This window comes from Streptomyces sp. NPDC005151, assembly GCF_053599875.1.
The window spans coordinates 1-19,005 of sequence record NZ_JBSFYR010000080.1; the positions used below are offsets into that span (position 1 = coordinate 1).

At 72.1% G+C, this 19,005-nt stretch carries 16 protein-coding genes and 1 pseudogene; 6 read left to right on the top strand and 11 right to left on the bottom strand.

All coding sequences use genetic code 11. From position 1 onward, the window contains the following. Positions 1 to 117 precede the first annotated feature (117 nt). From ACWD6R_RS30955 to ACWD6R_RS30975, 5 genes are all read right to left on the bottom strand, one after another. Positions 118 to 1,764, bottom strand: a complete 1,647-nt coding sequence (locus ACWD6R_RS30955) for a DEAD/DEAH box helicase (protein ID WP_451821723.1) — start codon at positions 1,762 to 1,764, stop codon at positions 118 to 120. Between the two features lie 227 nt (positions 1,765 to 1,991). Continuing rightward, positions 1,992 to 2,195 (bottom strand): cold-shock protein, encoded by a 204-nt coding sequence (locus tag ACWD6R_RS30960; protein WP_003969786.1) that lies wholly within the window; start codon positions 2,193 to 2,195, stop codon positions 1,992 to 1,994. Positions 2,196 to 2,443: 248 nt separating this feature from the next. Further along, the gene (locus tag ACWD6R_RS30965; protein ID WP_451821724.1) at positions 2,444 to 3,601 is read right to left on the bottom strand and encodes an acetyl-CoA C-acetyltransferase; all 1,158 of its coding nucleotides are present in this window, start codon (positions 3,599 to 3,601) and stop codon (positions 2,444 to 2,446) included. A 34-nt stretch (positions 3,602 to 3,635) separates the two neighbouring features. Next, positions 3,636 to 4,247 carry a TetR/AcrR family transcriptional regulator gene (locus ACWD6R_RS30970; protein ID WP_451821725.1) on the bottom strand — a complete coding sequence of 204 codons (612 nt, stop codon included), beginning with the start codon at positions 4,245 to 4,247 and terminating at the stop codon, positions 3,636 to 3,638. Between the two features lie 54 nt (positions 4,248 to 4,301). Further along, positions 4,302 to 5,084, bottom strand: coding sequence for an SDR family oxidoreductase (locus tag ACWD6R_RS30975; protein ID WP_451821726.1), 783 nt, complete (start codon positions 5,082 to 5,084; stop codon positions 4,302 to 4,304). Positions 5,085 to 5,171: 87 nt separating this feature from the next. Between ACWD6R_RS30975 and ACWD6R_RS30980 the strand changes: the two genes are divergently transcribed. Genes ACWD6R_RS30980 through ACWD6R_RS30990 form a run of 3 tightly spaced genes read left to right on the top strand, consistent with a single transcriptional unit; the run spans position 5,172 to position 7,485 of the window. Continuing rightward, the gene (locus ACWD6R_RS30980; RefSeq protein ID WP_451821727.1) at positions 5,172 to 5,333 is read left to right on the top strand and encodes a hypothetical protein; all 162 of its coding nucleotides are present in this window, start codon (positions 5,172 to 5,174) and stop codon (positions 5,331 to 5,333) included. Further along, the gene (locus tag ACWD6R_RS30985; protein WP_451821728.1) at positions 5,333 to 6,478 is read left to right on the top strand and encodes an acyl-CoA dehydrogenase family protein; all 1,146 of its coding nucleotides are present in this window, start codon (positions 5,333 to 5,335) and stop codon (positions 6,476 to 6,478) included. The genes ACWD6R_RS30980 and ACWD6R_RS30985 overlap by 1 nt, the downstream gene beginning before the upstream one ends. After that, positions 6,478 to 7,485: an acyl-CoA dehydrogenase family protein gene (locus ACWD6R_RS30990; protein ID WP_451821729.1), complete on the top strand. Its 1,008-nt coding sequence runs from the start codon at positions 6,478 to 6,480 to the stop codon at positions 7,483 to 7,485. Before ACWD6R_RS30985 ends, ACWD6R_RS30990 begins: the two co-directional genes overlap by 1 nt. 106 nt (positions 7,486 to 7,591) lie before the next feature. Here the strand turns inward: ACWD6R_RS30990 and ACWD6R_RS30995 are convergent, their stop codons facing one another. Further along, positions 7,592 to 8,095: a pyridoxamine 5'-phosphate oxidase family protein gene (locus ACWD6R_RS30995; protein ID WP_451821730.1), complete on the bottom strand. Its 504-nt coding sequence runs from the start codon at positions 8,093 to 8,095 to the stop codon at positions 7,592 to 7,594. Between the two features lie 162 nt (positions 8,096 to 8,257). Here ACWD6R_RS30995 and ACWD6R_RS31000 point away from each other — a divergent pair, with 162 nt between their 5' ends. Further along, complete coding sequence (locus tag ACWD6R_RS31000; protein ID WP_451821731.1) at positions 8,258 to 8,545, top strand: hypothetical protein; 288 nt, start codon at positions 8,258 to 8,260, stop codon at positions 8,543 to 8,545. 6 nt (positions 8,546 to 8,551) lie between these two features. Here ACWD6R_RS31000 and ACWD6R_RS31005 read toward each other — a convergent pair whose 3' ends face one another. Together ACWD6R_RS31005 and ACWD6R_RS31010 are read right to left on the bottom strand one after the other, a co-directional pair. Then, positions 8,552 to 9,112 carry a HutD/Ves family protein gene (locus tag ACWD6R_RS31005; RefSeq protein WP_451821732.1) on the bottom strand — a complete coding sequence of 187 codons (561 nt, stop codon included), beginning with the start codon at positions 9,110 to 9,112 and terminating at the stop codon, positions 8,552 to 8,554. After that, a pseudogene (locus ACWD6R_RS31010) lies at positions 9,112 to 9,234 on the bottom strand (VWA domain-containing protein); the annotation flags it as partial. The pseudogene ACWD6R_RS31010 and the gene ACWD6R_RS31005, both read right to left, overlap by 1 nt. 187 nt (positions 9,235 to 9,421) lie before the next feature. Here ACWD6R_RS31010 and ACWD6R_RS31015 point away from each other — a divergent pair. After that, positions 9,422 to 10,351, top strand: a complete 930-nt coding sequence (locus ACWD6R_RS31015) for a rhomboid family intramembrane serine protease (RefSeq protein ID WP_451821733.1) — start codon at positions 9,422 to 9,424, stop codon at positions 10,349 to 10,351. 36 nt (positions 10,352 to 10,387) lie between these two features. Here ACWD6R_RS31015 and ACWD6R_RS31020 read toward each other — a convergent pair whose 3' ends face one another. Further along, a complete protein-coding gene (locus tag ACWD6R_RS31020) occupies positions 10,388 to 16,246 on the bottom strand; it encodes a WD40 domain-containing protein (RefSeq protein WP_451821734.1) in 5,859 nt (1,952 codons plus the stop codon). 6 nt (positions 16,247 to 16,252) lie between these two features. Here ACWD6R_RS31020 and ACWD6R_RS31025 point away from each other — a divergent pair, with 6 nt between their 5' ends. After that, positions 16,253 to 17,485, top strand: a complete 1,233-nt coding sequence (locus ACWD6R_RS31025) for an SLC13 family permease (protein WP_451821735.1) — start codon at positions 16,253 to 16,255, stop codon at positions 17,483 to 17,485. Here the strand turns inward: ACWD6R_RS31025 and ACWD6R_RS31030 are convergent. Both ACWD6R_RS31030 and ACWD6R_RS31035 read right to left on the bottom strand, forming a co-directional pair. Further along, on the bottom strand, positions 17,478 to 18,329 hold the full coding sequence (locus ACWD6R_RS31030; RefSeq protein WP_451821736.1) for an inositol monophosphatase family protein: 852 nt from the start codon (positions 18,327 to 18,329) through the stop codon (positions 17,478 to 17,480). The genes ACWD6R_RS31025 and ACWD6R_RS31030 overlap by 8 nt on opposite strands. After that, positions 18,322 to 18,996 (bottom strand): hypothetical protein, encoded by a 675-nt coding sequence (locus tag ACWD6R_RS31035; protein WP_451821737.1) that lies wholly within the window; start codon positions 18,994 to 18,996, stop codon positions 18,322 to 18,324. Before ACWD6R_RS31035 ends, ACWD6R_RS31030 begins: the two co-directional genes overlap by 8 nt. Positions 18,997 to 19,005: the final 9 nt, after the last annotated feature.

Sequence of the window (19,005 nt, forward strand, 5' to 3'; positions counted from 1 at the left end):
TTTTATACCCACCCCCCCCCCCCCCACTCAACCCCTGCCCCCTAAACACCCTTCCCCACCCCCCCGCCCTCCCTTTCGGCGGTGACCGGTCGACCGGTCACCGCACCTCGTACGCGGCTACGCCGCCCTGCGACCCCGCGCGGCCGCGCTGCCGTTGCTTCGCCCGGAGCCTCCCGCACGCCCCGAAGCCGCGCCCGAACCGTTGCCACGGCCCGCGCCGCCGGCCCGTGCCGCGCCGCCACCCTGCGTGGCCCCGGCCCCGGCTCCGCTTCCGGCGCCGGACCCACCGCGTCGGCCCCGGCCACGGGTGCCGGAACGGAACGGCGCACCGCCTCCGGTTCCACCGGCCCCGCCCGACCGCGTGCGCGGCTTCGGCTGGGTCGGCTGGGGGACCTCGACGACGACCGCGATGCCGGACGGCTCGCGCGCCCCGGTGATCCGGCTGAGTTCCTCGTCGCTGGACTTGATCCGGGTGGTTCGCGGCGCAATGCCCGCGTCGGCCATCAGCCGGGTCATCTCCCGCTTCTCCTCCGGCAGCACCAGTGTGACGACGCTGCCCGATTCCCCGGCGCGCGCCGTGCGACCGCCGCGGTGGAGGTAGTCCTTGTGGTCCGTCGGCGGGTCCACGTTCACGACCAGGTCGAGGTCGTCGACGTGGATGCCGCGGGCGGCCACGTTCGTCGCGACGAGTGCGGTGACCTGACCGTTCTTGAACTGGTCGAGCGTCCGGTTGCGCTGCGGCTGGGAGCGCCCGCCGTGCAGTGCGGCAGCCCGGACACCGCTGGCCAGCAGCCGCTTGGCGAAGCGGTCGGCGGCACGCTTGGTGTCCACGAACATGATCACGCGGCCGTCGCGGGCCGCGATCCTGGTGGCGATCGCCTTCTTGTCGGTCTCGTCGGCCACATGCAGCACGTGGTGCTCCATGGTGGTGACGGCGCCCGCGGAGGGGTCGACCGAGTGCACGACCGGGTCGGTCAGGAACATCTTGACCAGCCGGTCGATGTTCTTGTCCAGGGTCGCGGAGAACAGCATCCGCTGACCGTCCGGCTCGACCTGCTTGAGAAGTCCGACGACCTGGGGCATGAAGCCCATGTCGGCCATCTGGTCGGCCTCGTCGAGAACGGTGATGGACACCTGGTCGAGTCGGGCGTCGCCGCGCTCGATGAGGTCCTTCAGCCGGCCCGGCGTGGCGACGAGCACCTCGGCGCCGCGGCGCAGCGTGCCGGCCTGCTTGCTGATCGACATGCCGCCGACGACGGTGGCGAGCCGCAGGTTCACGGATGTCGCGTACGGCGTGAGCGCGTCGGTGACCTGCTGGGCGAGCTCGCGGGTCGGGACGAGGACGAGTGCCAGCGGGGCGTGCGGCTCGGAGCGGCGTCCGGCGGTGCGGGCGAGAAGCGCGAGGCCGAAGGCCAGGGTCTTGCCGGAGCCGGTGCGGCCGCGGCCGAGGATGTCCCGGCCTGCGAGCGAGTTCGGCAGGGTGGCGCCCTGGATCGGGAACGGATCGGTGACGCCCTGCGCGGCAAGGGTTTTCAGCAGGGCGGCGGGCATGTCCAGCTCGGCGAACGCCTCGACGGCGGGCAGTGCGGGGGTCATGGTTTCGGGCAGGGCGAATTCGCCCTGCGGCGGCGTGGCCCTGCGACGGGGCGACGCCTTGCCGGATCCCTTGCCGGAACCCTTAGCGGTTGCCTGTGCCGGGGCCGTGCCACGCCCCCTCGACGGGCGGGTGCGGGCGGGTCGGTCCTGGCGTTCGGAGCGGGTCATACGGAATTGCCCTCCTGGGGATTCCTGGGAACTACTTGGGACTGCTGGAGACTGCTGGGGACTCTACGGAGCGCGCGTACCGGCTCGTGAATTCTCGGTGAATGTTCGAGAATTCCGGTCGTACGTGCGTACGCGTGGGACTCTCGGCGCACTTCCCCGGGACAGCACAAGCCGGGACCCGCACCTTCACGGTGCGGGCCCCGGCTGCGAGGTACGCGTCGCGGCAATTAGGCCGGGACGATGTTCTCCGCCTGCGGGCCCTTCTGGCCCTGCGTGACGTCGAAGGAGACCTTCTGGCCCTCCTGGAGCTCACGGAAGCCCGAGGTGGCGATGTTGGAGTAGTGGGCGAAGACGTCGGCGCCGCCGCCGTCCTGCTCGATGAAGCCGAAGCCCTTTTCCGAGTTGAACCACTTCACGGTTCCAGTAGCCATGTCATTCTCCTCAAGAGGTGCAGTGCCGGAAATCCGCACTTTACGAATTCCAAGTCGCCGCATTGAGCCCCATCCGGAGAAAGCCGGAAAACAATAATGCGCCTGAGGAAGCATTCCCGTCAGGCGCACATAAAGTTCATGGGTACCAAAACTGCAACTGGAACACCGTAGCACGTTCTGCCGACCAGCGGTGGATCTTGCCCCGCCGCCGGTCGGCGGACTCCCGCGGAAGCTTGGCGGCAACCGGTTCACAGCCGTTCGATGATCGTCACGTTCGCCTGGCCGCCGCCCTCGCACATGGTCTGCAGGCCGTAGCGGCCGCCCGTGCGTTCCAGTTCGTGCAGCAGCGTCGTCATCAGCCTGGTGCCGGTGGCGCCGAGCGGGTGCCCGAGCGCGATCGCTCCGCCGTTGACGTTGACCCGGTCCGGGTCGGCACCGGTCTCCTTCAGCCAGGCCAGCACGACCGGCGCGAACGCCTCGTTGATCTCGACCAGGTCGATGTCGTCGATGGTCATGCCGGCCTTCTTCAGTGCGTACGCGGTGGCCGGGATGGGCGCCGACAGCATCCGGATCGGGTCCTCGCCGCGCACCGAGAGGTGGTGGATGCGGGCGCGCGGGGTGAGGCCGTGTCCGGCGACGGCGCGTTCGGAGGCGATGAGCATCGCGGCGGCCCCGTCGGACACCTGGGAGGAGCAGGCGGCGGTGATCGTGCCGCTGTCCACGACCGGCTTCAGCGCGGCCATCTTCTCCAGGGTGGTGTTGCGGCGCGGCCCCTCGTCGACGGTGACGTCCCCGTAGGCGACGGTCTCGCGGGCGAAGCGGCCCTCGTCGATGGCGCGGATCGCCCTCCGGTGGGAGCGGAGCGCGAACTCCTCCATGTCGCGGCGGCTGATGCCCCACCTCTCGGCGATCAGCTGGGCGCCGTGGAACTGGTCGACCGGCCGGTCACCGTACCGGGCGCGCCAGCCCTCGCTGCCCGCGTACGGGCCTTCGGTGAGGCCGAGGGGTTCGGCGGCCCGGCGGGAGGCGAAGGCGATCGGGATCTGCGTCATGTTCTGGGTTCCGCCCGCAACGACCAGGTCCTGGGTGCCGGAGAGGACGCCCTGGGCGGCGAAGTGGACGGCCTGCTGCGAGGAGCCGCACTGCCGGTCGACGGTGACGCCGGGGACCTCCTCGGGCAGTCCCGCCGCCAGCCAGCAGGTCCGGGCGATGTCGCCTGCCTGCGGTCCGACGGTGTCGAGGCAGCCGAAGACGACGTCCTCGACGGCCGCCGGGGCGATGCCGGTGCGCTCGACGAGGGCCCTCAGCACATGGGCGCCGAGGTCGGCGGGGTGGACGGCCCCGAGGCCTCCCCCGCGCCGGCCGACCGGGGTGCGTACCGCTTCGACGATGTAGGCCTCGGCCATGGCTGCCGCTCCTCGATAGGTCCGTGAGTGTGGGTTACGTACGCAGAGCGATGCCGTCCAGGACCATCGAGAGGTACTGGCGGGCGATTTCCTCGGGGCTGTGCTGTCCGCCCGGCCGGTACCAGGAGGCCGCTACCCAGACGGTGTCGCGGACGAACCGGTAGGTGAGCCGGATGTCGAGGTCGGCGCGGAAGACCTCGACGGCGACGCCGCGTTCCAGCGTGCCGAGCCAGGCCTTCTCGAACTTCTGCTGGGAGTCGACGAGATAGGCGAAGCGCGGCTGGGTGGCGAGGTGTCTGGACTCCTTCTGGTAGATGGCGACGGCGGCGCGGTGCCGGTCGATCTCCCGGAAGGACTCGGTGACGAGGGCCTCGATGGTCTCGCGGGGGCCGAGTCCGGCGGCGAGCACCGCGTCGTACCCCTCCCAGAGTTCGGTGAGGAAGGTGGAGAGGATCTCGTCGACCATCGATTCCTTGGAATCGAAGTGGTAGTAGAGGCTGCCCGCGAGCATCCCGGCCTCGTCCGCGATCCTGCGGACGGTGGTGGCGTTGTATCCCTGCGCGGCAAAGACCTCGGCGGCGGTGTCGAGGAGTTCGCGGCGCCGCTCGGGCGAGGGGGTCACCCGGGGCTTCTTCTTGGTAGGCACCCGCCCATTCTCCGCCCGTGCGATGCCTCTGCGGACGCGTCGGCGGGTGCCCGGTCAGGCATGTTGGCTGCTGACCGGTACGACTTCGCCCGTCATGTACGAGGAGTAGCCGCTGGCCAGGAAGACGATGACATTGGCGACCTCCCATGGTTCGGCGTACCGGCCGAACGCCTCCTTGCGGGTCAGCTCGTCGAGGACTTCGGCGGAGGTGACCTTCACCAGGTGCGGGTGCATGGCGAGGCTGGGTGCGACGGCGTTGACCCGTACGCCGTACGCGGCGGCCTCCACGGCGGCGCACCGGGTGAGCGCCATGACGCCGGCCTTCGCCGCGGCGTAGTGGGCCTGGCCGCTCTGGGCGCGCCAGCCGACGACGGAGGCGTTGTTGACGACGACGCCTCCGCGGCCCGCGGCCCTGAGGGAGCGAAGGGCGGCGCGGGTGCAGCGGAAGGTGCCGTTCAGGGTGACGTCGAGGACCGTGGACCACTGTGCGTCGGTCATCTCGGTGAGTTCGGCGGTGCCGCCGAGCCCGGCGTTGTTGACGACGATGTCGAGACCGCCGTGGGCCTGTTCGGCGTGGGCGAAGAGGGCCTGGACCTGGGTCTCGTCGGTGACGTCGCAGGGCAGTGAGGTGACGCATTCGGCGCCGAACTCGTCGGCGAGCGTCTGTTCGGTCTCCTTGAGGCGGCGGGCATGGGCGTCGCCGATGGTGACGCGGGCGCCTTCCTCCAGGAATTTACGTGCGGTGGCGCCGCCGATCCCGGCGCCGGCGGCCGCAGTGATGACCGCGGTGCGGCCGGTCAGCAGCCCGTGTCCCGGTATGTACTGCGGTGCGCTCACGCCCGCGCCTCCTCGGTCCCCGGTTCCTCGACGGTCCTCAGGTCCGTACGTTAACCTACCAAACACTTGTTAGGGAAGGATGAGCCGATGCCCCCTGTCCATGACCCGAACGCCGCAGCCGACGGGGCCGGTCCCGCCGGAGCAGGCCCCGAGCCGTACGAGCACCGGGGCCCGGCCGCGTACGTCACGCCGATCCGCCCCCGTCACCGCAACCCCCCGGACGCGGCGCCGAGGAAGGCGGGCGTCTGATGGATCTGGTCTTCACCGCGGTTCAGGAAGCGTTCCGGGCCGAGGCCCGGCAGTGGCTCCGCGCCCATGTGCCCGCCGAGCCCCTGCCGTCCCTGGAGACCGCGGAGGGCTTCGCCGCGCACCGGGAGTGGGAGGCACGGCTGCATGCGGACCGCTGGTCGGTCGTCTCCTGGCCGCCCCGGTACGGCGGCCGGGGCGTCGACATCGTCACGTGGCTGATCTTCGAGGAGGAGTACTACGCGGCGGGCGGCCCCGGCCGGGTCTCGCAGAACGGCATCAGCCTCCTTGCCCCGACGCTCTTCGACCACGCCACGGACGAGCAGCGGGCCAGGGTCCTGCCGTCGATGGCGAGCGGCGAGGTGATCTGGGCGCAGGCCTGGTCCGAACCGGAGTCGGGCTCGGACCTGGCGTCCCTGCGCTCGCGCGCGGTGCGGACGGACAGCGGCTGGCTGCTGTCGGGGCAGAAGACCTGGTCGTCGCGGGCGGCGTTCGCGGACCGGGCGTTCGGGATCTTCCGTACGGATCCGGAGGCGGCGAAGCCGCACCACGGGCTGACCTGTCTGATGTTCGACCTGTCGGCGCCGGGCGTCTCGGTCCGGCCGATCGGACGGCTCGACGGCAAGCCGGCCTTCGCCGAACTCTTCCTGGACGAGGTGTTCGTACCGGACGAGGACGTCATCGGGGAGCCGGGGCAGGGCTGGCGCATCGCCATGTCGACCACGGGCAACGAGCGCGGGCTGACGCTGCGCTCCCCCGGTCGCTTCCTCGCCGCGGCGGACCGGCTGACGGAGCTGTGGCGCAGGCACGGGGACCCGTCGGACACGGCGGTGCGGGACCGGGTCGCGGATGCGGTGATCGGGGCGCGCGCGTACCAGCTGTTCACCTACGCGGGCGCGTCGCGGTTCGCGGCGGGGGCGGACGTCGGCGCCGAGTCGAGTCTGAACAAGGTGTTCTGGTCGGAGTACGACATCGCGCTGCACGAGACGGCGCTCGACCTGCTGGGCGCGGACGGCGAACTCGCCGACGGGGAGTGGGCGCAGGGGTACGTCTTCTCCCTCGCGGGTCCCATCTACGCCGGTACGAACGAGATCCAGCGGGACATCATCGCCGAGCGGCTGCTCGGCCTGCCGAAGGGACGGCGCTGATGAGATTCCTCCTCGACGACGGGCAGCGGGAGTTCGCCCGCTCGCTGGACGCGATGCTGACGGCGGCCGACACGCCCGCGGTGGTACGGGCGTGGGGCGCCGGGGACCACGGGCCGGGGCGGGCGCTGTGGGCGCGGCTTGCGGAGGCGGGAGTGTTCGCGCTGGCGGTACCGGAGGCGTACGAGGGGGTCGGCCCTTTGCCGGTGGAACTCGCGGTGGCCTTCGTGGAGTTGGGGCGGCATGTGGTGCCGGGGCCGGTGGTGGAGACGGTGGCGGCGGCGGTGCTGCTGAGCGGGGTGGGGGGTCCGGTGGCGAAGGAGTGGCTGCCCCGGCTGGCGTCCGGGGTGGTGCCGGCGACGCTGTGTTTGGGCGACGGGGTGTTCGCGCTGGACGCGGATGCGGTGGACGCGGTATTCGCGGTGTCGGGGGACGAGCTGCGGCTGGCCGCCGGGCACGGCCCGCTGCGCGTGTCGACCGACCCGGCGCGGCGGCTGTTCCGTGTCGAACCGGGCGGGCAGCTGCTCGCTTCGGGGCCGCGGGTGGTGGAGGCTGCCGCCGCGGCGGCGGACTGGGCGGCGTTCGCGACGGCGGCGCAGGCGCTGGGGACGGGTGAGGCGCTGTTGCGGGCGACGGTCGGGTACGTGAAGCAGCGTAAGCAGTTCGGGGTGGCGACCGGATCGTTCCAGGCGGTCAAGCACCGGCTGGCGGACACGTTGACCGGCCTGGAGTTCGCCCGCCCACTGCTGTACGGGGCGGCGCTGGCGCTCGCCGAGAAGGCGCCGCGTGCCGGGGCGGATGTCGCGGCGGCGAAGGTCACGGCGGGTGAGGCGGCCTATGCGGCGGCGCGGGCGGCGCTGCAGTTGCATGGGGCGGTGGGGTATACGGAGGAACTGGACCTGTCGCTGTGGCTGCGGAAGGCGAGGCCGTTGCGGGACGCCTGGGGATCGCCGGGGGCGTGCCGGGAGCGGGTGGTGACCGCGGGCGCCCGGTGGCCGCTCCGTCCTTGATCTCCCCCATGGCCCGAAGAGCACGGGGGACCCCCCTCGACGGGCTTGATTTTCGCTCGGCGGACGTGAACGCAACGGGGGCCGGGCGCGCCCGGCCCCCGTCGTTTCAGGTTGCTTCGTACGGGGGGCTGTCGTCGTTTCCGCGGCGGAGCGTGCGCAGTGGGGTGCCCGGGCGCCATGTCTGGATGATCAGTTCCTCGCCCTGCAGCGCCGTGCGGACCACCTCCGTCAGTTCCGTGCGGAACAGATGGAACGGCTCCGGTGGCTTTGCCTCCTCGATGAAGCGGGCCAGGACGTCGGGGTCGGTCTCCTCCACCGCGCGGCCGGAGATCCGGACGTCGGCGTCGGCCATCGTGTCGTCCGGTCCCGGGTTGGCCTGCACCGCGAACCGCGGATCGCGGTGCAGGTCCAGTGCCTTGCGCGAGTTCGGCATCATGCCGAGCCACAGCTCACCGAAGCGGAAGTCCACTTCCAGTCCGGTCACACGCGGTGAGCCGTCCCTGCGAAGGGTGGCCAGGACGTGGTGCTTGTACAGCCCGAAGCGGGCCTGAACGGTCTTGGCGAAGTCCGGCTCCGCCGACTGGAACGCTGCCCAGGAAGTCGATGTCATGACTCCATCGAACCCTTGAAACCCGACATCTCCTGTCCGGATTTTTGGGCAGCCACCCGATCGGATGCCGTCGTGCGTCGATCGTGTTCTGCTGGACGAGGCACATGGCCGTCAGCGTGGCGGCGGGGAGGGACCGATCCCGCGAACCCGAGGTGATTGACGATGGCGATCCTCGTGCATGCCACCCTGCCGGGCGTCACGGCCGACCAGTACGACGCCCTCCACAGGGAGCTTCAGGCACTGCCCGGAGACACCTTCGCCGGCCGCCTGTCGCAGGTCTGCACAGTGACCGATTCGGGCGTGGAGCTCTTCGACCTGTGGGAGTCCCCGGAGGCCGTGGAGAAGTTCGGCACCGTGATGCTGCCGGTCGCCGAAAAACTGGGCCTGCCCATGACGTCCGGACCGCCGAAGATGTCACCGGCGCACAGCTACTGGGTTCCCGGCGCGTGACCGCAGCTACCTGGCGGACAGTGTGACCAGGAGCGCCCAGCCCTGGGTCCGCAGCACCCCGGGCGATGCGCTGTCCGCCACCACCGCGTCGTAGCAGTCGAGTTCGATGTCCTGGCCGTCGAGCACCGCACCGTCCTCCAGTGCGACGGCCAGGACCGTGCCGCCCTCCGGCGCCTGCAGCCGAAGGGTGCCGCGCACGACCGCGACCTCCGCCGCCGTACGTTCTCTGCGGTACATCACATTGAGGTTCACGACGGGGCCGCCGAGGAGCCGCCCGTCCGTCTCCAGGTCCCCGGGGAAGTCGTGGGGCCAGTACTGCTCGTCGACGATGTGATGCTCGCCACCCACCATGAGGTCCATCCCGGCGCCCTCGACCACGGTCAGCGTGCGGTCGACCCCGGGAAACGAGGAGAACGGCCCGTCCGCGGTCACATCGGCGAGGCTGACCCGCCAGTCGAAGCCGTCCAGCGGTGCGCCCTCGGGGGAAGCGGCGATCTCCCGGGTGACTCCCCCGCCGTTCTTCCAGGGCACGGCCGTGCGGTCGGCCGCCCTCAGCACGCGTGGCATCACTTGACGATCCCCTGCGCCCGGGCCGCGGTCAGCCAGCTGGGAAATTCGGCGACCAGCCGGTCGTACAGCTCGGAGTCCGGAACCTCCCGCGGATCGAGTCCGGCGTGGAAGAAGCCGGAGCGGAGACTGATGCCGGCCATACGGGGCTCCGTTCCTGAGAAAGGAGTTACGAGGTTACGTCACCGTGGTGGACCGGCTGCGGCATCGTGAACGCACCCGGCCGCGTCCGCGCGGCCCGCGTTCGCTATGTTGATCGCCGCCGACCCCACCGGCCGCCCACCACCGTCCCCCGTGAAGGAGCCGGCCATGGAGGCCGCTGCCACCACCTGCTACCGCCATCCGTCGTACGAGACGTATGTGCGCTGCACCCGCTGCGACCGCTACATCTGCCCGGACTGCATGCGTGAGGCCGCGGTCGGCCACCACTGCGTGGAGTGCGTGAAGGAGGGGCAGCGGTCGATCCGACAGGCGCGCACGGTCTTCGGCGGTGCGGTGTCGAGGACGGCGGTGCCCGTGGTGACGTACGTACTGATGGGCCTGAACATCCTCGCGTATCTGGGCGAGTTGGTGCGCCCCGGGATCGTCGACCGGTTCGGGATGCTCGGCGCGGGGCTGGTCGGACCCCACGGCGGCCAGTACATCTACGAGAACGGGGACTTCCCCGGACTCCACGCGATCGGTGTGGTGGACGGCGAGTGGTACCGGCTGCTGACCGGAGCGTTCCTTCATCTCCCGCCGGGCGAGGCGTCGTTCGGCGCGCTGCCGTTCGGGGTGCTGCACATCCTCTTCAACATGTACGGGCTGTGGAACCTGGGCCGCGTCGTCGAGGAGCAGCTCGGCCGCGGCCGGTATCTCGCGCTGTACCTGCTGTCCGCGCTGGGCGGCTCGGTGCTGGTGTACCTGGTCGCGCCGGACGCCCTCACGGTGGGCGCCTCGGGGGCGGTCTTCGGCCTGGCGGCGGCGTTCTACGTCATCAACCGGCGCCTCGGCCGGGACATGCAGGCGGTCAACCGGTTCATGGCCGGGTTCCTGATCTGGATGCTGATCTCCGCGGGGTTCACCTCGTGGCAGGGACACCTGGGCGGGCTCCTGACGGGCGGCATCGTCATGGCCGCGCTCGCGTACGCCCCGGCGAAGCGCCGTACCGCCGTGCAGGCCGGTGCGTGCGTGGCGCTGTTCGCCTTGCTGGTGGTGCTGGTGGTGGCGAAGACCGCCTCGCTGACGGGCGGTGCGTGAGCACCCGCACGGCACCACCCCGGCCGGATGGCCTCTCTACAGCGGTTCGCCCAGCGCCAGCCGGTTCACCCCCGGCAGATACGGGTCCAGCTCGCCGGGGGCGAACCGGGACATGCCCACCACGTGCCAGAACTCCCCGGCCACGTCCCCGTCGTACTTGTAACCGCCCGCTGGTGTGAGCGTCGCCCAGCCGCCCGGCAGCCCGATCAACGTGGCCGTGGGTTCGGGTACCGTGCGGTCGTCGGGGAGCGTCCACAGGCGTACGGTGCCGTCCTCGCCCGCGCTCGCGAGGGTGTGCCCGTCCGGACTGATCGCGACCGAGAGGACCCGGCCGGCGTGGCCGCCGAGCGCTGCCATCCGCTCGCCCGTCTCCGCGTGCCACAGCACGATCGTGCGGTCGTCGCCCGCCGTGGCGAGCAGCGGCCTCGTGGGGTGGGCCGCGACGGTCCAGAGCTTGCCGGTGTGTCCGGTGAGCCGCAGCGCGGGGGCGCCGTCCCGCCAGACGACCGCCCGGCCGTCCCAGCCCGCCGTGGCCAGCCACGAGCCGCCGGGACCGTAGGCCGCCCCGTACACCCGGTCGGTGTGCTCGCGCAGTTCCTCCAGGAGTTCGCCGGTGTCGACGCGCCACAGACGTACGACGCCGTCGTCGCAGCCGGTGGCGAGGGTGGGTGCGGCGCCGGTACCGAAGGCGATGGACCGGACCCGGCCCCGGTGTTCGGTCAGGGTGGCGACGGGTGCGCCGGTCGAGCGGTACCAGAGGTGGACGGTGTCGTCGTCGTTGGCGGTGGCGAGGAGGGTGCCGTCGGCGCTGAACGCCCCGGCCCAGATGTGTTCGGTCTCGGCGTTCAGTTCGCGCACGTGGGCGCCGCCCGATGCGCTGCGGAGGTAGACGTCGCCGTCGTTGCTCGCGGTGGCCAGGATGTCCTCGGCCGGGCTGAAGAAGGCGGAGACCAGGCGGTTGCCGCGGCCGGTGAGTTCAGCGGTGCGACGGCCGGTCCGGGTCTCCCAGAGCCGTACCACTCCGTCGTTCCCGGCCGCCGCGAGCCGGGTGCCGTCGGCGCTGAAGGAGAGTTCGGTGACCCGGCGGCCGTGGCCGCGCAGGATGCGGCGGCCCTGTCCGGTGTCGGCGTCCCAGATCTGTGCACCGCCGTCGTTGCCGACGGTGAGGAGCTGCCGGTCCCCCGGGCGGAAGGCGCAGGCCCAGGCGGAGCCCCGGTGCGCGGTGGGCTGCCGGTCGTGCAGGGCGACGGTGCGGCCGGTGCGGGGGTTGCCGGTGACCGTCCAGAGACGGACCTGGCCGCTGCTGTCGCAGGAGGTGAGGAGCTTCCCGGAGGAGTGGAAAAGCACCTGGTAGACCGCGCCAGTGCAACGTTCCATGATTCCTGCGGGGGTGCCGACGACCGGGTCCCAGAGGCGGACCTGGCCGTCGGTGTCGCCGGTGACCAGAAGATTTCCGTCGGGGTGGAAATCGAGCGCGTAGACGCGTCCGGTGTGGCCGGTGAACGTGTGCAGCAGCCGGGCGTCCTCGGCGCGCCAGATCCGTACGGTGCCGCCGCCCGTCCCGCCCCGATCGGCGGTGGCCAGGAGGGTGCCGTCGGGGCTGAACCGGACTCGGTAGACGACGCCCTGATGGCCGGCCAGTTCCCCGTCGCAGGAGCCGTCGGACAGGTTCCAGCGGCGGACCCGTGCCGCGGCGTCCCCGGTGATCAGGGTGCGCCCATCGGGGGAGAACACGGCTGTGTAGACGAGGGCGGTGTGACCGGGCAGCCGGTGCAGGGGCTGCCCGGTGGCCACGGACCAGACGGTGACCAGGCCCTCGCGGTCGCCGGTGGCGAGCAGGGTGCCCTCCCGGTCGAGCACCAGCGGCCAGACCCCTTCGGGGTGGATGTCCAGGCGGTGGCGGCAGGCCCCGGAGACCTGGTCCCACAGGCGTACGGTGCCGTCGGAGCCGCCCGTGGCGATGGTGTTACCGGCGGCCTTCACCGCGTACACGCGTCCGGAGTGGCCCTGGAGTGTGCGCAGCGCCCGGCCGGTGTCCGCGCCGCAGATCAGTACGCCGCCGTCCTCGCTGCCGACAGCGAGGAGTTCCCCGTCGGGGCTGTAGGCGATGGGTTCGGGGAGTCTGCTGGTCCGCATGCCGAATCCGTACGGGACGCCGACGGCCGACGGTCGGTATCCGGCTTCGACGGGCATGCCCGGGGCGATGGCCGCGGCCCGGAGCTCGGGGGCCGCACGCAGGGCGTCGTCCAGGAGCGGGGCGATCAGCGCGGCTCGGTGCCAGCGGCTTCCGGTGAGTTGGGCGCCGGTGAGGTCGGTGCGGGTGAGCCGGCTGCCGGTGAGGTCGGCGCCCGTGAGGTCGGCCCCGGAGAGGTCGGCGTGGTCGAGCCGGGCGCCGGAGAGCCCGGTGTCGCGGAGGACGGCGCCGGAGAGGTTGGCTCCGGTGAGCCGGGCGTCGGTCAGGTCGGCGCCGGAGAGGTCGGCGCCGGAGAAGTCCCGGTACGAGAGGTCCTCGCCGGCCAGCCGTGCGCCGCGCAGGTCGACGTTGGCCGGGACGCGGAGCCGGTCGCCGATCCGCAGCGCGTTGCCGCGGGCCGCATCGCTGACGGCGGGGCCGTCCGGGGCGAGGGTGTCGCGGACCCAGCGGGCACAGGCCTCGTGGTCGGCGAGGTCGCAGAGGAATTCGACGGCGAGCTGGCTGAACGGTCGTGCGGCGAGGAGCACGGCGTGGCCTTCGTCGAGCTGTTTCGCGGCCTGCCGGGCGACCAGCCATTCGAGCACCGAGCCGTGGATGAACTGGAACACTCCGTCGTCGCTGCGGACCAGCAGGCTGCCGGCGCCGACCGCCTGGGCCTGTTCGGCGGTGGAGAGCGTGGAGGTGTGCACGGTGGGGCCGGTAAGTCCGCCGAGGGTGGCGGCCACGGTCTCGGTCAGTTCGTCGAGGCGCAGCGCGGTACGGCCGGACTCCCACAGCCGCAGGGCCAGCGCGGTGACGGAGGACCACAGTGCGGCGGCACCGAGCCCGGGTGCGGCGCCCGCGCCGCCCTGGCCGCGCTGTTCCTCGTAGTCGATCCAGGAGGTGAAGACGTCCTCGTAGAGCCGGGCGGGGCTGAGGGCGCGGCCCGCTCCGGCGACTGCTCGCAGCCGGTCCTGGCTGAGGGCGGCGGCGAAGGAGAGCAGCCGGGGGTTGCCGCACAGGGCCAGCAGGTCGGGGATGTTGCGCAGCAGCTGGAACCGCTGTTCGGCCTGGTGTTCGTCGCCGTAGGTGCGTACGAGGTAGGAGCGGACCTGGTCGGGGGTGAACCCTTCGACGGCGAGGATGCGGCGCTGGGGCAGCAGTCCGACGCGTTCGCCGAGCGCGGTCAGGATCTGGTCGTGGGACTTGAAGTGCTGGGTGCGGCTGCTGACGACGATCTTCGCCCGGTCGACGGCGGCGTCGAGGAGGACCTGGAGATGGTCGGCGGCCCGGTCGTAGCTGACCCGGTTGACGAGTTCGTCGAAGCCGTCGAAGAGCAGGACGACGCGGCCCTGGGCGAGCATGTAGCGCAGCGCCCGCAGATCGATGGTGTCGACGCCGTGGCCGGCGAGGTGGGCGGCGACGAGTCCTTCGAGGCTGTGGGCCCGGTCGAGGGTGTTGAGCGGGATGAGCAGCGGGGTGAGGTGCGGCAGCTGTTCGGGGATGCGCCGGGCCAGTTCGCGCAGGGCGAAGGTCTTGCCGTGGCCGAAGTCGCCGAGGAGCAGCAGGAACCGGCCGTGGTCGCTGTCCAGCAGGTCGATGAGGTCCTCGACGAGCCCGGTGTGTTCGGCGCCTTCGGGCCGGTCGGCGTCGCGGTAGCGCTGGGGGAGGTAGCGGGCGGGCGGGTACTGTTCGCTGCTGTTCAGCCGGGCGGTCTGGGCGGCGACGTAGCTGCGCAGGTCCAGCAGGCCCTGGAATTCGACGAAGCTGCGCAGCCGGATGCGGACGCCGCGGGTGGCCGCGCGGTCGCGCAGCGCCCGGTCGGGGGCGTCTCCCGCGTGGACGAGCACGGCGTCGGCCGCCGCTCCCGCGGCGTGCACCTGGGCGATGAACCGGTCGAGTTCGGCCTCGGTGGGGACGCCGGGGTGGACAGCGATGCGCTGCTGGCGCACCACCCCGTCCTCCTGCCAGGTGGCCATGATCTGGGCCATGTCGGCGGGGTCACGGCGGGGGATGTCGCGCAGCCGTACGCCGTCCCTGCGAGCCAGGCAGATCTCCTTGACGCGTTCGGTGAGGGAGTCGACGGGGGTGTCGGTGGCCGGCCGGTCGAAGTCGGGTGCGGTCGGGGTGGTGGCGGCCGGGTCGGGGACCGGGAAGACCCGGCCGGTGCGGCGCCACTCGCCGGGCAGCAGGGTGGGGGCCGCCGCGGTGGTGCCGTCGTCCCAGCGGGTGACGCCGTCCGCGGCGATCCGCAGGAGCTGGAAGCGGGCGGGGGCGGCCGCGCCGAAGACCGGAAGCCGGGTGGGGCCGGCCGCGGCCGTGGTGTGGCTCGGTTCGCCGCCGGTGGTGCGGGGGCCGCCGGTGGGCCCGTGCAGCAGCAGGTTGAGCCGGGGGCCGGTGAGCCGGGTGAGGGTGTCCGCGTCCCGCAGCGCGCCGGGGCCGCCGGGGGTGTCGGCCCGGTGGCGGGCGGCGGTGAGCGGGTGGCGTACGGCTCCGATCCGCAGCCAGCCCTCCTCCTCGTATCCGCGCAGGGCCTCGGCGAACCAGGCGGCCTGGTCGCGGCCGACGGAGCCGTACTGGTCGTCGGGGCGGTGGCTGAAGGCCATGGAGGAGTTGAATCCGGCGACCACGGTGCTGAGTTCGGGGACCGGGAACAGGGTCCAGGGCTGATCGCTGTCGAAGACGGTGTCCAGCCCGTGGTAGAAGCTGCGGAAGAGCCGGGTGTAGTGGCGCCACTTGGGCCAGTACGGGGGCTGCGGGGCGACCTCGTCCGCCTCACAGGTGTGGAAGTAGCCGCGGCAGGCGGCCTGGTTCACGTCCTGCGCGCCGGGCACCACCATGACCCGCTGCGGCGGCAGGTCGAGCTGGGAGCGGATCGCGGTCAGGAAGCTGAGGGCCTGGTCGCATTCGCGGGGGCTGCCGGACGCGGTGAGGTCACCGGTGACGACCAGCAGATCGGGGGCGGGCGCCCCGGCGTCCCGGAGTTCGACGATGTCGCCGCGGAGCTGCCGGCTGAGGGTGTCGGGTTCCCGGCCGCGTCCGAAGTCGGGCCCGGCGAGGTGGAGGACGGTGACGGTGTCGCGGGCGGCGGCCGCGCCGGTGGCGGGCGGGTAGCCGGGGGCGCGGGCGGGCCTGCGCCGGCCTGCCCAGCCGGGCTCGCCGGGCCTGCGGCCGGGCAGGCGGTCCGGGTCGGCGGGGTACCGGCCCTGACCCGGCAGGGCCGCACCGCTGCCGGAGGGTCCGGAGCCGGGGTAGCCGGGGCGACGGACCGGGCGGGCGTGCCCGTCCATCGCCTGTCCCACCCGGGTCAGCAGCAGGGAGCGCGCGGTGTCCGCGTCGGCGATGCCGACCAGGTCGACGTAGGTGATGGTGGCGAGGAGGCCCTCGATGGGGATGTCGTCGACCCGTACGGTCAGCAGCCGCCGCTCCGGTGCTTCCGGGGCGGCGCGCAGCGCGGCCTGCCATTCCATGCGGCCGTACGTAGAACGTTCGTAATGGCGGGAGAGCACAGCGATGACGGCGGTGGACTCGCTGACCCCGCGGTCCATGTAGTCGATGAAATTGGTGCCGGGTACAAAGTCCCACGCCTGGACGACGGTGCGGTATCCGGCGTCCTCCAGCGACCACGCTATCCACGAGGCCCACTGTTCGTCGGCTGGCGAATAGCTGATGAAGAAATCGAACTCGCTTACCGATAAACCCAGTTCGCTGTCTGCCACCATTGCTCCATGGTAGGAGATCTTTCACCGCGGCGTCTGCGAACCGGACCGGCCAGAAATGTCGGACGGCTGCATCCACTGGACTGGCTCGCGGGCGGGCTGCTCGTCCTCGGGCTGGCTGCGGTGGCGACGGAGCTGCTGCCCGCGGAGCCGGCGGCGGCGCAGCTGCGGCGTATCGGTCCGCTGCTGGTGTTTCTGGCCTCCGTGATCGTGCTGGCCGAACTGACCGGCCGGGCCCAGGTCTTCGACGTGGTGGCGACGTGGGTGGCGCGGGCGGGCCGGGGCCGCTATCCGCTGCTGTTCGGGCTCTGTGTGCTGTTCACATCGCTCACCACGATCACGCTGAACCTGGACACCACGGCGGTGCTGCTCACCCCGGTGATGCTGGCGCTGGCCACCCGGGTGGGGATCGCGGCGGTGCCGCTGGCGATGACGACGGTGTGGCTGGCCAACACCGCGAGCCTGCTGCTGCCGGTGTCGAACCTGACGAATCTGCTGGCGGCGGACCGGGTGGCGCTGTCGCCGTCCGGGCTGGCCGGCGTGATGTGGCTGCCGCAGCTGACCACGGTCGGGGTGACGGCCGCGTGCCTGTGGGTGTTCTACTGGCGCCGCGGCCGCCGCGGCGAGGACCAGTACACCCCACCGTCCGCGCCGACGCCCGACGATCCGGCGCTGCTGCGGATCTGCTCGGTGGCGTGCGCCGGGATGCTGCTGGCGATCCTGTTCACCGATGTTCCGCTCTGGTCCGCCTCTTCGGTCGCGATGCTGATCGTCCTGGTGGCCTTCGCGCTGCGGCGCAGAGCGGAGTTGCGGCTCTCACTGATCCCGTGGCGGCTGCTGGTCCTGGTCCCCGGGATGTTCCTGGTGGTGGAGACGGTCAACGCGCACGGCCTGCACGAGCTGCTGGCGTCGGCGCTCGGCTCGGACAACGGGTTCGCCGGAATGCTGCGGTCGGCCGGGGTGGGGGCGGTGGGGTCCAACGTACTGAACAACCTTCCTGCGTACGTGGCGGGCGAGGCGGTCGTCCCCACGGGCAACCACAACCAGCTGCTGGCCCTGCTGATCGGGGTCAACGCGGGGCCGGTCGTCACGCCGTGGGCCTCGCTGGCGACCCTTCTGTGGTTCGAACGGTGCCGCTGGCACGGAACGCGGATCGACACGGGCCGGTTCGTCCGGACCGGTCTGGTGCTGTCGGTGACCGGCACGGCGGCCGCCACCTGTGTGCTGGCGCTGATCACCTGATGTCCGGCCCGGGGCCGCGCGGCCCGGTCACCGATGCCACCTGTGCGAGGACGTAGTCGAGCGTGTCGGTGCGGGCGGCGACGAAGCTGCGGTCCGCACCGGATCCCGCGAATCCGGGCCGGAACACGTCGCCGTGCAGCGTCCGCAGTTCCACCCCGGCCTCGGCCGCGAGCAGCGCCCCGGCCGGCAGGTCGAGACCCTCGGCCCGGTAGCCGACGAAACCGTCGATGGTTCCCCGGGCCAGCATGGACCAGCCCAGCAGCGGCGCCCACAGCTGGAGCACCCGGCGGCAGCGCAGCTCCAGATGCTGGCGGAGCACGGCGGCCGCCCTGTCGGCGCGGCCCACCGCATGACCCTGGGTCCAGGCAATGACCGGTCCGGGGGCGGGAAGCCTCCCGTCGGGACCGGTGAGCGGACCGGATTCGCCGTGCGCGCCGCGGCCGGACACCGCGTGCCAGGTCCGGCCGGTGAGCGGTTCATGGACCACGCCGACGACCGGTGCTCCGGCGACGCACAGCGCGATGCCCACGACATAGGCGGGCAGGCCGATGGCCACGTTGTTGGTGCCGTCGAGCGGGTCGACCAGCCAGGTGCGGGGGCCGGTCCCGTCGAGCAGTCCGGCTTCCTCCGACAGGATGCGGTCGTGCGGGAAGTGCTGCCGCAGCCTGCCCAGCACGATCTCCTCGGCAGCCAGGTCGAGCGCGGTGACCACATCGCCCGAGGCGTCTTTCGTGCGGATCGTCAGGGGGGCCCGGAAGCGGTCGCGGAGCATGGTTCCGGCTTCCTCGGCGGCGGCCACCGCCACCGCTCGCTCACGCGCGTACGGTTCTGTCCCATCAGACATCGATGGGTCCGTCGGTGTGTCCATCGATCCTCCTGAGCGCCGTGCGGACCGTGTGTACCGTCTGTTCCTCGTCGCAGAGTCTGCGCGTCATGGTGCGGGCCGGCCCGTCGAGCGGGCCGAGCGACAGATCCGCCCCTCCGGGCACCGACCGGCCCAGCACGAGTGTGGCGGCGGGGCCCGTGCCTTCGACGGACGTGGCGTGGAACTCTCCCGCGGTGAGCGTGTACGTCTCCCCCCGGCCGCTGATGTGGGTGCGGCCCGGCTCGCCGCGTACCAGCGCCGTGGTGGGAACGATCTCGTCCACTCCTCCGGGTCCGCTGCGCACTTCGTATATCCGGTGGGTGGGTTCGTCCGCGGTGCGGCTGACTCGCACCGGCAGGTTGGCGACCCGCCCGTACAGGACGTGACTGCGCAGCTCCCAGCTGTGGGCGTGCCAGGGCGCGGTGTCCGGCTCGGCGCCGTACGTCAGGTCGAAGAGATGGACGCAGATCCCCCGCGGTCCCTCGCGCAGCAGCGGCAGGCAGAGGAAGCCCAGCGGGTGGCGTACGGCGCGCAGCGCCCGGGCGCCCGTGGCGACCTCGGTGAGTGCGCCGACGGCGGAGCCACGGGGGCCCGGGGAGGTGGGGCTGCTGTGCGCGAGTGCCTGTTCCAGCTCGTTGTAGTCCATGGGGTCGCG

Bases quoted from the DNA above. Each gene is read 5' to 3' on its own strand.
- ACWD6R_RS30960 (WP_003969786.1), bottom strand. From the start codon at position 2,195: ATGGCTACTGGAACCGTGAAGTGGTTCAACTCGGAAAAGGGCTTCGGC.
- ACWD6R_RS31025 (WP_451821735.1), top strand. From the start codon at position 16,253: ATGGTAGGAGATCTTTCACCGCGGCGTCTGCGAACCGGACCGGCCAGA.
- ACWD6R_RS31035 (WP_451821737.1), bottom strand. From the start codon at position 18,996: ATGGACTACAACGAGCTGGAACAGGCACTCGCGCACAGCAGCCCCACC.
- ACWD6R_RS31015 (WP_451821733.1), top strand. From the start codon at position 9,422: ATGGAGGCCGCTGCCACCACCTGCTACCGCCATCCGTCGTACGAGACG.
- ACWD6R_RS31030 (WP_451821736.1), bottom strand. From the start codon at position 18,329: ATGTCTGATGGGACAGAACCGTACGCGCGTGAGCGAGCGGTGGCGGTG.
- ACWD6R_RS30990 (WP_451821729.1), top strand. From the start codon at position 6,478: ATGAGATTCCTCCTCGACGACGGGCAGCGGGAGTTCGCCCGCTCGCTG.
- ACWD6R_RS30980 (WP_451821727.1), top strand. From the start codon at position 5,172: ATGCCCCCTGTCCATGACCCGAACGCCGCAGCCGACGGGGCCGGTCCC.
- ACWD6R_RS30965 (WP_451821724.1), bottom strand. From the start codon at position 3,601: ATGGCCGAGGCCTACATCGTCGAAGCGGTACGCACCCCGGTCGGCCGG.
- ACWD6R_RS30995 (WP_451821730.1), bottom strand. From the start codon at position 8,095: ATGACATCGACTTCCTGGGCAGCGTTCCAGTCGGCGGAGCCGGACTTC.
- ACWD6R_RS30955 (WP_451821723.1), bottom strand. From the start codon at position 1,764: ATGACCCGCTCCGAACGCCAGGACCGACCCGCCCGCACCCGCCCGTCG.
- ACWD6R_RS30985 (WP_451821728.1), top strand. From the start codon at position 5,333: ATGGATCTGGTCTTCACCGCGGTTCAGGAAGCGTTCCGGGCCGAGGCC.
- ACWD6R_RS31000 (WP_451821731.1), top strand. From the start codon at position 8,258: ATGGCGATCCTCGTGCATGCCACCCTGCCGGGCGTCACGGCCGACCAG.
- ACWD6R_RS31020 (WP_451821734.1), bottom strand. From the start codon at position 16,246: ATGGTGGCAGACAGCGAACTGGGTTTATCGGTAAGCGAGTTCGATTTC.
- ACWD6R_RS31005 (WP_451821732.1), bottom strand. From the start codon at position 9,112: ATGCCACGCGTGCTGAGGGCGGCCGACCGCACGGCCGTGCCCTGGAAG.